Raw genomic sequence first — 12779 nt, forward strand, 5'->3', positions numbered from 1 at the left:
AAGTAACCATTTAATGATTAATGCATTCACTTAACGAATGCATTAATCATTAAATGTCATTTACCATGAGAATGATTTCCGTCAGTTATATAAATATAGATACTCATTTAAATATAAATACTATCAATCTAATCACAAATAAAAAAAGCCGGAGATATACTCCGGCCTTTCACATCTGACTCGTGAGCGAGCAGAAAGATTAGTCTTCTTTCACCACAATCAGCGGTTCGATATCGCTCTCTTTTTTAATCACCAGCGACTCGTCACCGCGCAGGCAGGTACCGCCGTAGTTACCACCTACGGTAAAGGTACAAACCTGGATATATTTACCGGCAACTTTTGGCAGACACCAAAGCTGCTGATAAATGTTCTTCTGCTCGGCAAACTTACCGCTGGTTTTATCCAGTAGCTCTTCCTGATGACTCACCAGATCGATGTTGCTGCCACAACGTCCTGCAATAGGTTTCACCGCATAACCGGTTTGCGCCAGCTCTTCATTAACAGTGAAATCCGTATCAAGCAGATAACGGTGGTGCGGGAACAGTTGCCAGAGGATCGGCAGAATCGCTTTGTTGCCAGGGATAACCGTCCACAGAGGTTCGAAGACCAGCACTTCCGGGCGCAGCAGCACGTCGATTAAACGCACTTCCTGATTCGTATGCCCGGTACGAATTGGCACCGCGGCGTACTCCGTTTCGCTGACCTCGCGCACCTGCTCAATCGCGGTTTCCCACGCCCAGGTCTTCCAGACGCAGTTCACCAGGCGACCGTCACCGTCAATCAGTTGACCGGCGTCATCCCAGCGTAGCTCATCCAAACCTCGCAGGATTTTGCTGTCAAACCCGGCCTGACGCAGCGCCTGCTGCATAAACTGCGCGTGATAGTTTTCTTCGATATCCTTATCCTGCATGATGTGGACAAACGGACGTGCGCGGCTGTGCTTCCAGGCCCCCGCCAGTTCGTTGATCAACCCTTCAGCCGGGTTGTGTCCCTGCCCAGTGTAGCCACGCTCGGCCCATCTTTCGAGAATCAAACCGGCTTCGGTATGGCACGAGGCTGAATCGGCGTTGTACTCATACACCTTCAGTCCGCGTTCATCCATACAGAAATCCATACGACCCGTAATCATATGATGCCGACGACGCTGCCAGGAAAGGCGCAGGCGCGGCCAGAGGATTTTCGGGATATCAAACAGCGCCAGCAGGTTGTCGTCTTTCAGCACCTTGTCAGTCGCGTGCAGATACATCAGGTGCAGCTCGTTGGTGGCTTTAATCAGCTCCTGCTCGGCACTCTCGGTAATAGTGAAGTACTGATGGGGGTCCTGATTAATCACATGGCCGTTCGCCAGCACGTAGGCTTTTTGCAGCGGATCCTGTTCATCCAGCCATTTACCGTCAAACTGCCCGTTATCTTCCAGTCGTGCGCCGGCAATTTTCAGCGAGTCATTGGCTATCTCCGGCTGCGGCAGGCTGTAACGGGTATCATCGGTCTGAATCATCCAACCAAGGATAGTGGTGTCGTCAAAGGTGTCACGCAGGGTGTAACAACCGTTTTCAACCACCATCTCCAGTTCGCGCGTCCACTGCTGTCCGGGAGGCAGCGGTGTATGGAGCACGTTCTGTTCGGCAATACGGATTTTGTTTTCCAGCAACTGGGTGACGACCGCCACATGCCCGGTATCTTTAAATTCGCCGCCTTTTTGCCAGATAAGCAGAGCGCCTGCTACCGGCGCGCGGGGCGAACCATTCGGAAATGCCTGTAACGGTAGGATATTGTCATTCACGACTTCGCGCAGGAAGCGTAAGGAGAAGATCTCCCAGGCCATGCCAACATCGGTGAAGACCATGCCATAGTTAAGGAAGAGAAAGCGGCGTGCGAACTCTACGCACTGCCATTTGTGGCCCATGTATTCATCGTCGATATAGCTGCGAAATGCCGCATCATCGTCGTAGTCCCGTGGGTCGAGGGAGCTGTAATCTGAAGAGTAGATTGCTACGCCACCTGGGGCGTAGCCCAATAATGTCCCGAATGGGGCATCCTGACTGGTCGTTCCTTTGCTCATGCACCTTACCTCAAAACAATACAGCCTGAGCAGGTTGGCGTGAATTTTTCGCTCTGGTTGCCTGCTCTGCGACACTAACCGGACAGAGGTCGACATCATCATACACCTCAACGCAGCGGCTGGCGCTCAGAGGCGAAAAATTCACAGCAGGAACTACGCTTTGGTCAGAGTGACCGGTACGCTTTTATACGCCGGAGTCAAACTTTGAGTATCTACCGCATCCAGCGAAAGCAGGACATTCGCTTCAGGCAGATAAGCGCCAATTGAGCCAGCCGCCATGTTGTAAATCACCACCGTTAAGCCGTACATGATGCGATCCGCGCAGGGCTGACCGTTGTCGTCCAGCGCCTGAACGTTGACCACATCACCCAGGCTCAGACCGCGGCTCGTCGCTTCTTCGGTGCTTAAAAACACCACATCCCGACGACCGGTAATGCCACGATAGCGATCGTTCATACCATAAATAGTGGTGTTGTATTGATCGTGGCTACGCAACGTCGCCAGCACCAGCGCATCGGCAGGCTGATTTTCTCGCTCTACCGCCCGCTGATGGCTGACGATAAAGTTGGCTTTGCCATTCGCCGTTCGCCATTCACGGCGCGAAGCAGGCGTATCCATACGAAATCCGCCCGGCTCGGCAATACGTGCGTTGTAATCGTGGAACGCCGGGATCACAGCTTCAATGGCATCACGGATCAACGCGTAGTCCCCGGTAAATGCTTCCCAGTTGATCGGTGAAAGCGGTAGCGTGGCACGCGCCATGCCCGCCACAATCGCGGGTTCCGATTTTAGCCAGCGGGAAGCCGGCTTCAGCGCGCCACAGGAAGCGTGAACCATCGACATCGAATCTTCGACGGTGACTGACTGAATCCCCGTCGCCTGCATGTCGCGCTCCGTTCGGCCTAATGCAGGTAGCAGGTAGTTATGCTTTGCCAGCAGCAGATGCGACCTGTTCAGTTTGGTCGCCACATGGACCTGCAGATCCAGATTTTTCATCGCTGCAAAGGTACGCTGCGGCTGGGGCATCGCCACCGCCAGATTGCCGCCCATACAGATGAGCGCTTTTGCATCTCCCCGCTCGATGGCCCGAATGCTCTCCACGCTGGAGCGGCCATGTTTGCGAGGAACTCGGATAGAAAAATGCTTCTCAAGGCGTTGCAGGAAGTCTTCAGACGCCGCTTCGTTGATCCCCACAGAACGATCGCCCTGCACGTTAGAATGACCGCGCAACGGGCAGATCCCCGCCCCCGGCTTACCCATATTGCCTTTCAGCAGCAACAGATTTACCAGTTGCTGGACGTTCTCAGTGCCGTTTTTATGCTGGGTGATGCCCAGACCATAACAAACAATCGTGGCGCTGGATTTACTGTAGCTGTGCGCCAGGTCTTCCATCTGACTACGCGTCAGGCCCGAATCCTGTTCCAGCTCCGCCCAGCTATGCTGACGTAAGTCGTCATACAGAGCTGCATATCCCGCGGTATGTTGGTCGATAAACACATGATCGAGCGTCGGCTGCTGATCCAGTAAGATCCGCGCTTCGTCCATTTCGATCAGCGCCTTCATTATGCCTTTGAGCAACGAGGCGTCACCGCCCATTTTTACCTGGTAGTAGTCGTTGCTCAGCTCCGTCGCCTGACCGGTGAACATCTCTTTCGCGCTTTGCGGGAAGCTAAAGCGCTCAAGCCCCCTTTCGTTCAGCGGGTTAATGGAGATAATTTTGGCTCCGCGTTTGGCAACGTCGCGTAAGGTGGTCAGCATGCGCGGATGGTTAGTGCCAGGGTTATGCCCGATACAAATCACCAGATCGCAGTGGTCAAAATCATCAAGTTCAACGGTCCCTTTCCCCAGGCCAATGGCCGGCGTTAGCCCTGCGCTGGTCGGTCCGTGGCACATGTTTGAGCAATCAGGAAAGTTGCTGCTGCCATATTCGCGGGCAAACAGCTGATACAGGAACGCCGCCTCATTTGACGTTCTGCCGGAGGTGTAAAACTCAACCTGTTGCGCTGAGTCATAGCTGCGCAGACGCTCGCCGATCTCCCGAAAGGCGATATCCCAATCCACCGCCTGCCAGGTGTCTGACACTGCATCGTATTTCATTGGATGCGTCAAACGACCAATGTTTTCCAGTTCATAATCGCTGTAGTGCCAGAGCGTAGAAACCGGATGACGGCTGAAAAATTCCGGTGACGCTTTCTTACTGGTTGTCTCCCAGGAAACCGCCTTAACACCATTTTCGCACAGCTCCATTGGCGCACGATGCCCTGGGTCCGGCCACGCACACCCCGGACAATCGAACCCTTTCACCTGGTTCATTTTGAACATCGCGATAATATCGCGCGCGACAGCCTTTTGCGAAAACACCGAAGCAGTGACGGCTTTTACCGCGCCCCACCCACCCGCAGGGCCCTGATAACCGCTTACTCCTGGAACACCATTTTTCATTATTACTGCTTATTCACCGCCAATTTTTGATGGTGAATACGGTAGCAATTTCCGTCCAACATTGATTTCCTCTTCATGGAGTACGGGCCAGGTACAATGAACGGGTTAGATTTGTCTTCCCCTTTCAGCACAAAGCGACATAAAGTCCCAATCTGTTAAATTGAGTTCTACCTAACTGCTACACTGCATCAACACAACCACTCAGAAGGCAGGTCAATATGTCAGACAATACCTATCAGCCCGCGAAAGTCTGGACGTGGGAAAAATCGAACGGCGGCGCATTCGCCAATATCAACCGCCCTGTTTCCGGTGCCACCCACGAGAAAACGCTGCCGGTTGGCAAGCATCCGCTACAGCTCTATTCGCTGGGTACGCCAAACGGGCAGAAAGTGACGATTATGCTGGAGGAGTTACTGGCTCAGGGCGTGAAGGGCGCGGAATACGATGCCTGGATTATCCGCATCGGCGATGGCGATCAGTTTTCCAGCGGCTTTGTTGAAGTGAATCCGAACTCGAAGATCCCGGCACTGCGTGACCACTCGCAAAACCCACCGGTTCGCGTATTCGAATCTGGCGCAATACTGCTCTATCTGGCGGAAAAATACGGTTATTTCCTGCCGCAGGATTTGGCAAAACGAACTGAAACGCTGAACTGGCTGTTCTGGTTACAGGGTGCGGCGCCGTTCCTCGGCGGTGGTTTTGGTCACTTCTATAACTATGCGCCGGTAAAAATTGAGTACGCTATCAATCGCTTCACTATGGAAGCCAAGCGCTTACTCGACGTGCTGGATAAGCAGTTAGCACAGCATAAGTTTGTGGCCGGAGATGAATACACCATTGCCGATATGGCGGTCTGGCCATGGTTTGGCAATGTAGTGCTGGGCAACGTGTACGACGCGGCAGAGTTCCTCGATGCAGGAAGTTACAAGCACGTGCAGCGCTGGGCAAAAGAGATTGCAGCGCGTCCGGCGGTTAAGCGTGGTCGTATTGTAAACCGCACTAACGGGCCGCTGAACGAGCAGCTTCATGAACGTCATGACGCCAGCGACTTCGACACCAATACCGAAGATAAGCGCCAGGGTTAACGCAAGATGCCGGATGGCGGCATAAATGCCTTATCCGGCCTACATAGAAGGCGTAGGCCTGATAAGCGCAACGCTATCAGGCACTAACCGGTTGTCACGCGCTGGTGACATCGTACTCCATGCGGCGAAGTGCGTCTAACGTGGCTTTAGCTTCATCTTCATCAATGATGCTCATGGCGAACCCTACGTGCACCAGCACCCATTGCCCGACCAGCTCAGCGGTATCACCTTCACAAATCAGGGCAATATTGACATCACGTTTGATGCCGCACACTTCAACCTGCGCAAGCTGGTGAATATCTTCACCAACGGCCAGAACCTGACCAGGGACTCCAATACACATATCTGACTCCGCCCCATAGCAACCTATGGGTTATTCGACTTCAATACTTTTCACTTTCAGTGAATCGCCTGCATCAACCCGCAAACGATCGCCCTGACATAGTGGACACTGCGCATCATGCTGGGTGATTTCCACAACCTGACTGCAATCCCAGCACCACGCCTGGGCTGGTTTGTAATCAATATGCAGCTCACACCCTTGCGCCAGCGTACCCTGACAGACGATGTCGAAACTGAAACGGACGGCGCTCTCTTCAACGCAGGAGAGCGCTCCGATTTCCAGCCAAACGCCGGTTACACGTTTGACACCGTGCTGCTCTGCCTGCTGTTGAACAATCTCAACCGCGCTCTGACAAAGGGACAGCTCATGCATTCTCGCAGTTCCGACGGCCCAGCAGCAGCGCACGGCGATTTAGCTGCGGCGCATTCGGATCGCTCACCGGCAGCGATAACAGCATGCGCGCGCAATCGTCAGTCAGACGCACACCTTCTTGCGCCGACATGCTGTGCGAAAGCGGCGACATCAGTGAGCAAGAAAGGTATTGCGATACGCCATCCAGTTCACCAACGGTAAAGATCATCTCGCCATACGGCAGACGCAGCCCGATTTTTTCGCTGACTTTACGCACCGGCCAGATCTGGTCCGGTCCGGGGAAAATCAGTGCGCTGAGCATCCAGGGTGTGATAACACACCCCGTCCACTGTCCTTCAAACAGCGTAAAATCAGAGACATATACCGGCATGTTCGGATGCAAGAAAGAGAGATCGTGCATCGAACGCCGGGCAACCTCTTCAAACGCTGCCTGAATCTGCGTCTTCGGGGCCGTCTGAAAACCGACAAACTCCTCAGACATGAGCCGCCTCCCGAGGGATCGCTTCAACGCCTGATTCGCGAAGCGCGGCAAGAACCTGCTCAAGCGCAGGTTCAATCATCGCTTCAACCGTTGGCGTTAGCCCGATATGCGGCTCCAGCGATTCCGGAATAACGCCGACTAAGGTCAGCTTTTTCGGAAACTCGCCGGTAAAACGCAGGGCCGACAATACGTCGGCCAGGCCAAGCTGGTGCGGTGAGATTTTGTTGGTAAACAGCGCCGGGATCTCTTCATCCCGCAGGACCATCATCGTTCCTGGCGTGTTTTTCTTCGACACAATGGCGTCAGCAATGATCAGATGATCTCTGTTCGCCATATCGCCGAGAAGCTCCATCCCAGCCGTACCACCGTCCAGAACATCAACAAAGTCTGGCAGGATGTACCGTTGCTCTAATGCCTCAACGATACGTACCCCGATGGCTTCGTCGGTCAGCAAAATATTGCCGACCCCTAAGACTAATATCCGCATTACAGAACCTTAACTGAGACCACTTCGTTCCCGTCAACGTCCACCACATGCACCGCACATGACATACAAGGGTCGAAGGAGTGAATGGTACGAACCACTTCCAGCGGTTTGTTTGGATCGGCAATCGGCGTACCTACCAGCGAGCGCTCATATGGTCCCACTTCATCATTAAAGTTACGTGGGCCAGAGTTCCAGGTTGACGGTACAACCGCCTGGTAGTTGCTGATAATGCCGTCTTTAATCACCATCCAGTGAGACAGCATACCGCGTGGCGCTTCGAGGAAACCAACACCTTTGAATTCGCCCGTTGCCGGAATATCCGGTTTCACGAAGGTGGTGTGGTCGCCCTTACCGATGTTCACAATCAGCGCGTTGTACTGATCCTGCAGAACGTTCTGCAGTTCACAGCAGTGAACGGTACGGCCAATAATACGGCCCAGCGTAGAGTGCAACTGCGACACTTCGATAGTTTTACCGGTCAGCTTGGTGTAAATCGCGATGATTTCATTCAGCTTGGCATGGGTAGACTCGCGTTTGGCCGCCAGTTTACACAGCATGTTGGCCAGCGGACCCACTTCAACCGTTTTACCGTAGAAAGTCGGCGCTTTAACCCAGGAGTATTTACCGTCGTCTGACCAACCGGTGTAATCAGGAACCGTTGTGCCTTCCCACGGAGCCTGCGGCGCTTCGTCTTTGTACCACGCGTGTTTCGCACTCTCCTGAATCCCTTTGATCAGGTACTCATCTGAGTGAGAGGTGATCGGACGGTAGGTCGACAGATCGGCATCGGTGATGTAACCACCCGGGAACAGGAAGCTGCCATTTTTACCATCTGTCGGGAATTCCGGTGCGCTCAGGTAGTTAACCGCACCCTGACCACGTTCCAGCCACTCAGGATAAAACGCAGCAATAACCGCGGTATCAACCTTGTACACCTGCTCAACGAAGTCGCTCAGCTTATCGATGAAGGACTTGATGTACATCAGGCGTTCAAGGTTCAGCACGCCGAGGCCGTCAAGGTTAATTGGGTTAGCAACCCCACCTACCGCCAGGTTCTGGATGTGCGGCGTTTTACCGCCCAACAGCGCCACAACGCGGTTGGCATCACGCTGGCATTCCAACGCCTGCAGGTAGTGTGCGACCGCAATCAGGTTCACTTCCGGCGGCAGTTGCATTGCCGGGTGACCCCAGCAACCGTTGGCAAAAATGCCTAGCTGACCGCTGGCAACAAGGTCTTTGATCTTGTTCTGAACCTTAGTGAACTCTTCTGCGCTATTCAGGTGCCAGGAGGACACGCCGTTCAGCATGGCAGATGCTTTCGCTGGGTCGGCTTTCAGTGCAGAAGTGATATCCACCCAGTCCAGCGCAGACAGCTGATAGAAGTGAACAATGTGGTCATGCGTGGTGTGCGCAGCGAGAATGATGTTACGGATATACTGTGCGTTTACCGGAACATCAATATTCAGCGCGCTTTCTGCTGCACGAACGGAAGAGATAGCGTGAGTGGTCGTACAAACACCACAGATACGCTGCACAATCATCCAGGCATCGCGCGGATCGCGGTTTTTCACGATCTCTTCCATGCCACGCCACATGGTACCGGAAGCCCATGCTTTAGATACCACGCCATTTTCGATTTCGCAGTCGATGCGTAAATGACCCTCAATACGGGTTACCGGATCAATAGTAATTCTCTGGCTCATGCTTTGCTCGCCTCATGACGATTTTGATCGTTTTGTTTTAAAGGAGGAAGTATCGGCAGTAGACGAATGAGTACGATGTATGCACAAATCTCAATAGCCACAAAACCAATAGAAATCAACAGCTCTTCCCAGGTCGGGAAGTAGTGGTAGCCACCACCAGGATTGAACGCCACCAGCGAATAGGACAGACGCCATGTTGCACAACCCAGCAATGCGCTCAGCGCAGACAGATACAGCATGCGCGAGTCATTACGCAGCTTGGTGACGCGCAGCACCACCAGCGGGAAGACCATCAGCACGACTTCAAGCCAGAACATCAGGGAGTAAAGATCGCCTGAGAACGCATAGGACAGCTTGTCGCGATAGATCAGTTCGCCAAAGCGCAGAACGACGAAAATAGCCAGCAGCACGCTGATGGTATTCGTCAGTTTGATGAACAAACTTTTCTCGTCCGGACCGTTACCTTTCAGACCAGCTTGTACCAACGAGCCTTCAAAGATGACGATCGAGAAGCCCATAATAAAGGCGGTTAATACCGAGAAAAGCGGCAGCATTTCATAAGCTTGCCATAGCGGATGCACCTTATAACCCGCAGAAATCATCAATGAACCCATTGAAGACTGGTGCATGGTTGGCAGCAGCGCGCCGAGGGCAATAATAAAGAACATCACTTTATTCAAACGTTTGAGGGAAACTTTCCACCCCAGACGTTCAAACAGAGCCGGAGCAAATTCCAGCGCCATGATGCCGATATAGATGGTCATACAGACCGCCGTTTCGAACAGTACCGAGTTCACGTTGAAGTGGCCCGGAATGTAGAAATACGGCAGGTTCCAGTAACGACCGACGTCAATGGTGATCGACAGACCACCCAAGGAGTAGCCAAACAGGCTCGCCAGCAGCGCCGGACGAACTAACGGATGGTATTGTCCTCTGTTGAAAACGTACACCGCCCACGCCAGCGCCCAACCGCCGCACGCGAAGCCAGTACCAATCAACAGGTCAAACGCGATCCATACACCCCATGGGAAACCGCCGTTCAGATCGGAGACTGAGCCCAGCCCGAAGACCAGACGTTTCACGATCAGGAGCATACACAGGACGATAAGCGGCCCAAAAATAATGACCGGTTTGCTGATTATTTTTCCGCCCAGCGGTTTAGGATCATGACTCATGATCGTCTCCTCCATCGTGATGGTCGTTTTTCGTATTACGACGAACCAGCACGGTTAAGCCCGCCAGCGCAGCCAGGGGTAATATCATGCCCTTGTACAGGGAATGTTGAACATGTTCGGAACGCGCACCAGTTGAAAGATCATCCAGCTTCGGCAGATCCAAATCCTCGTAAGGAACACCCGTCAGTACCATAACCTGTGTACCACCACCTTCTTTCTCACCGTACAGGTGTGGGTAGTACTTCGGTACCGTATGCAGATAGGTATCGCCTGCTTTCACCGTCTGACGCGGATAGTGGTATTCGCTGCCAGGCTTCAGCGCGAGACGTTTTTTCGCCTCAGCCATCAGCTCTTCACGCGTACCAAAAATCACCGCACCGGCAGGGCACACTTCAACACAACCCGGTAAACCGCCTTTGTCCAGACGCTCAACGCCTTTCTGGTTACACAGTTCACATTTGTGAAGCGCACCAAACGGGTTGTTGTAGTCGTACTTAGGCACGTTGTACGGGCAGGCGACCATGCAGTAACGACAGCCCGTGCAGACATCTTTGTCATAATGGACGATGCCGGTTTTCGGATCTTTCTTCAGCGCGGAGACCGGGCAAACGGAAACGCAGTTCGGATCAACACAGTGCATGCACTGTTTCTTGATGTATGCGTAGCCATTTTCTTCCTGGTCTTTGTTAACGCCTGTTCCGCTACGCCACACCTGAATGATGTTATTGGTATACGGCGACAGTTTGTCGTTGTTCGACCAGGTTTGCTCGCCTTCCGGGTTACGCGCCGGGAAGTTGATATCCTGACACTTGGTGACACAGGCCTGGCAGCCTACGCACAGCGTCGAGTCATAGAGCATCCCAAGAGAACCTGGGATCGGCGGACGGTTTTCTGCAGCCGCATGGCTGATGGACGGCGCAGCGCCCAACAGCAATGCCCCGCTGGAGGCTGCTTTAATAAAGTTACGTCTGTTCACGGTTATTCTCCCCGTGAGTCAGCGTTATCTTTCTTCTGCTGACGACCCAGTTCACGAACCGCCATCACGCTGACGCCGGCAACCAGTCCTACTACGCCACCAAGCAGCCCAATCGCTCCGGCAGATACATTGCCGCCTTCTTTCATGTTGACGTCAGGTTTCTCGGAACGTGGTGTTTGGTTTTCCACATGAGCAAGCTGGTGAATACCTTTATGGAAACCGACGCCTTCTTCGTTACAGCCGTAGCAAGGGTGACCGATAGCCACCGGCCACACGCCGCCCACATCGCAGAATTGCAGCGTTGAGCAGTTGCCGTAGGTTTCTGGTCCTTTACAGCCCAGATGGTAGAGGCACCAACCTTCACGGTGGCCTTCATCGCCAAACTCTTTAGCAAAACGACCAGCATCGAAGTGCGGGCGACGTTCGCAGTGTTCGTGAATCAAACGGCCATAGGCGAATGTCGGACGGTTTTTGGTATCCAGCTTCGGCGGCTTACCATAAGTGATGATATGCGCGACCGTTGCGAGGAAGTTATGCGGGTTCGGCGGACAGCCGGGGATGTTGATGATGGTTTTGCCTGGCAGAACTTCTTGCAGGCCGACGGCACCCGTTGGGTTAACGCCAGCGGCAGCAACCCCCCCCCACGCGGCGCAAGAGCCGATGGCAATGATAGCGGCTGCGCCTTCTGCGGCCCGGCGGATATGATCTACGATCGGCTCACCGGCAACCATGCAGTAAATACCATTATCTTTCAGTGGGATAGAGCCATCCACTACCAGAACATATTGCCCTTTGTACTTCTCCAGCGCGTTATGTTTGTTCTCTTCAACCTGATGGCCGAAGGCAGCAGAGAGCACCTCATGGTATTCCAGAGAGATTGTCTCCAGAACAAGGTTTTCCACTGTAGGGTGTGTCGCGCGAAGCAGCGATTCAGTACAACCCGTACACTCCTGAGCACCAATCCAGATAACTGGTGGGCGCTGAGGACGAGAAACTGATTCGGCCATTTCTGCGGCGGCTTTGCTACTGAGCCCCATGGTAGCGGCCAGTGCTGCACAAAGCTTCATGAAATCACGGCGATTAATGCCGCTCGAATTGATGAGAGAGTTATCTCCAGTCATTTTATAGTTATTCCGTTGCGAAGACCTGGCTTTTTATTTTGCACCATTCGCATGTTGCATATTGCGATCGGCGCGCCATTACCACACTTTTTATATGGTTATGTGCATTATAATACTTCGGCGGAGCAACAAAACGAAGGCGTAGGTCAATAGTGTAATTAATTAAAGCAAGATAATACCCCTTTCGGATCAAGCTTCGAGTCGATAGCCAGCCATGAAAAACCGAATTGTTGTACTGGACTGGTTCTCTTTAAAGAAATCCATCACCATCTCTTTATCCAGCCCATAGCGGCGCGTCAGGATCCCCGCTTCCCACGCGCTGAGCTGTCGATCGCCCGTTTTTTCAAACATTCGATGTGAAAATCCCAGCACAAAACCACGCTTATAATCCGCACAAAAATTCGCCACTGAGCGTGCACTGTCCGCACTTGAGGCGTTTAGTCCGGCCATCAGACCTTTACCAAAATGGTTGTCCATGCATAACCTCCAATCGCTATATAATAAATTATATAGCGATTTTTTAAGCAAAGAC

12 protein-coding genes are annotated in these 12779 nt (G+C 53.0%); 1 reads left to right on the top strand and 11 read right to left on the bottom strand.

The window, feature by feature from the left end; all coding sequences use genetic code 11:
- Window positions 1-199 precede the first annotated feature (199 nt).
- Entirely contained in the window at window positions 200-2062 is a 1863-nt protein-coding gene (gss, locus tag BZK41_RS25175; RefSeq protein ID WP_079939981.1) for a bifunctional glutathionylspermidine amidase/synthase, read from the bottom strand.
- Between the two features lie 153 nt (window positions 2063-2215).
- Window positions 2216-4504 carry an FdhF/YdeP family oxidoreductase gene (locus BZK41_RS25180; protein WP_079939982.1) on the bottom strand — a complete coding sequence of 763 codons (2289 nt, stop codon included), beginning with the start codon at window positions 4502-4504 and terminating at the stop codon, window positions 2216-2218.
- A gap of 218 nt (window positions 4505-4722) precedes the next feature.
- Between BZK41_RS25180 and yghU the strand changes: the two genes are divergently transcribed.
- On the top strand, window positions 4723-5589 hold the full coding sequence (gene yghU, locus BZK41_RS25185; RefSeq protein WP_079939983.1) for a glutathione-dependent disulfide-bond oxidoreductase: 867 nt from the start codon (window positions 4723-4725) through the stop codon (window positions 5587-5589).
- 94 nt (window positions 5590-5683) lie between these two features.
- On the opposite strand, the gene hybG is transcribed toward yghU, so the two are convergent.
- From hybG to BZK41_RS25235, 9 genes are all read right to left on the bottom strand, one after another.
- The gene (gene hybG, locus BZK41_RS25190) at window positions 5684-5932 is read right to left on the bottom strand and encodes a hydrogenase maturation factor HybG (protein ID WP_003024459.1); all 249 of its coding nucleotides are present in this window, start codon (window positions 5930-5932) and stop codon (window positions 5684-5686) included.
- 30 nt (window positions 5933-5962) lie between these two features.
- Window positions 5963-6304, bottom strand: coding sequence for a hydrogenase maturation nickel metallochaperone HypA (hypA, locus tag BZK41_RS25195; RefSeq protein WP_003828349.1), 342 nt, complete (start codon window positions 6302-6304; stop codon window positions 5963-5965).
- Complete coding sequence (gene hybE, locus BZK41_RS25200) at window positions 6297-6785, bottom strand: hydrogenase-2 assembly chaperone (protein WP_079939984.1); 489 nt, start codon at window positions 6783-6785, stop codon at window positions 6297-6299. The genes hypA and hybE overlap by 8 nt, the downstream gene beginning before the upstream one ends.
- Window positions 6778-7272 carry a HyaD/HybD family hydrogenase maturation endopeptidase gene (locus BZK41_RS25205; protein WP_032944999.1) on the bottom strand — a complete coding sequence of 165 codons (495 nt, stop codon included), beginning with the start codon at window positions 7270-7272 and terminating at the stop codon, window positions 6778-6780. Before BZK41_RS25205 ends, hybE begins: the two co-directional genes overlap by 8 nt.
- A complete protein-coding gene (hybC, locus tag BZK41_RS25210; protein ID WP_003828353.1) occupies window positions 7272-8975 on the bottom strand; it encodes a hydrogenase 2 large subunit in 1704 nt (567 codons plus the stop codon). The genes BZK41_RS25205 and hybC overlap by 1 nt, the downstream gene beginning before the upstream one ends.
- A complete protein-coding gene (gene hybB / locus BZK41_RS25215; RefSeq protein ID WP_003828354.1) occupies window positions 8972-10150 on the bottom strand; it encodes a Ni/Fe-hydrogenase cytochrome b subunit in 1179 nt (392 codons plus the stop codon). Before hybB ends, hybC begins: the two co-directional genes overlap by 4 nt.
- On the bottom strand, window positions 10140-11126 hold the full coding sequence (gene hybA, locus BZK41_RS25220; RefSeq protein WP_003828357.1) for a hydrogenase 2 operon protein HybA: 987 nt from the start codon (window positions 11124-11126) through the stop codon (window positions 10140-10142). Before hybA ends, hybB begins: the two co-directional genes overlap by 11 nt.
- 2 nt (window positions 11127-11128) lie before the next feature.
- On the bottom strand, window positions 11129-12247 hold the full coding sequence (gene hybO, locus BZK41_RS25225; protein WP_003024486.1) for a hydrogenase 2 small subunit: 1119 nt from the start codon (window positions 12245-12247) through the stop codon (window positions 11129-11131).
- A 189-nt stretch (window positions 12248-12436) separates the two neighbouring features.
- Window positions 12437-12724: a DUF2623 family protein gene (locus BZK41_RS25235; protein WP_003024490.1), complete on the bottom strand. Its 288-nt coding sequence runs from the start codon at window positions 12722-12724 to the stop codon at window positions 12437-12439.
- Window positions 12725-12779 lie beyond the last annotated feature (55 nt).

Origin of the sequence: Citrobacter sp. A316 (assembly GCF_002042945.1) — a bacterium.
In the GTDB taxonomy this organism is placed as follows: domain Bacteria; phylum Pseudomonadota; class Gammaproteobacteria; order Enterobacterales; family Enterobacteriaceae; genus Citrobacter; species Citrobacter portucalensis.

Coding starts and splice junctions, on each gene's coding strand:
- gss (WP_079939981.1), bottom strand. CDS start 2,062: ATGAGCAAAGGAACGACCAGTCAGGATGCCCCATTCGGGACATTATTG.
- BZK41_RS25180 (WP_079939982.1), bottom strand. CDS start 4,504: ATGAAAAATGGTGTTCCAGGAGTAAGCGGTTATCAGGGCCCTGCGGGT.
- yghU (WP_079939983.1), top strand. CDS start 4,723: ATGTCAGACAATACCTATCAGCCCGCGAAAGTCTGGACGTGGGAAAAA.
- hybG (WP_003024459.1), bottom strand. CDS start 5,932: ATGTGTATTGGAGTCCCTGGTCAGGTTCTGGCCGTTGGTGAAGATATT.
- hypA (WP_003828349.1), bottom strand. CDS start 6,304: ATGCATGAGCTGTCCCTTTGTCAGAGCGCGGTTGAGATTGTTCAACAG.
- hybE (WP_079939984.1), bottom strand. CDS start 6,785: ATGTCTGAGGAGTTTGTCGGTTTTCAGACGGCCCCGAAGACGCAGATT.
- BZK41_RS25205 (WP_032944999.1), bottom strand. CDS start 7,272: ATGCGGATATTAGTCTTAGGGGTCGGCAATATTTTGCTGACCGACGAA.
- hybC (WP_003828353.1), bottom strand. CDS start 8,975: ATGAGCCAGAGAATTACTATTGATCCGGTAACCCGTATTGAGGGTCAT.
- hybB (WP_003828354.1), bottom strand. CDS start 10,150: ATGAGTCATGATCCTAAACCGCTGGGCGGAAAAATAATCAGCAAACCG.
- hybO (WP_003024486.1), bottom strand. CDS start 12,247: ATGACTGGAGATAACTCTCTCATCAATTCGAGCGGCATTAATCGCCGT.
- BZK41_RS25235 (WP_003024490.1), bottom strand. CDS start 12,724: ATGGACAACCATTTTGGTAAAGGTCTGATGGCCGGACTAAACGCCTCA.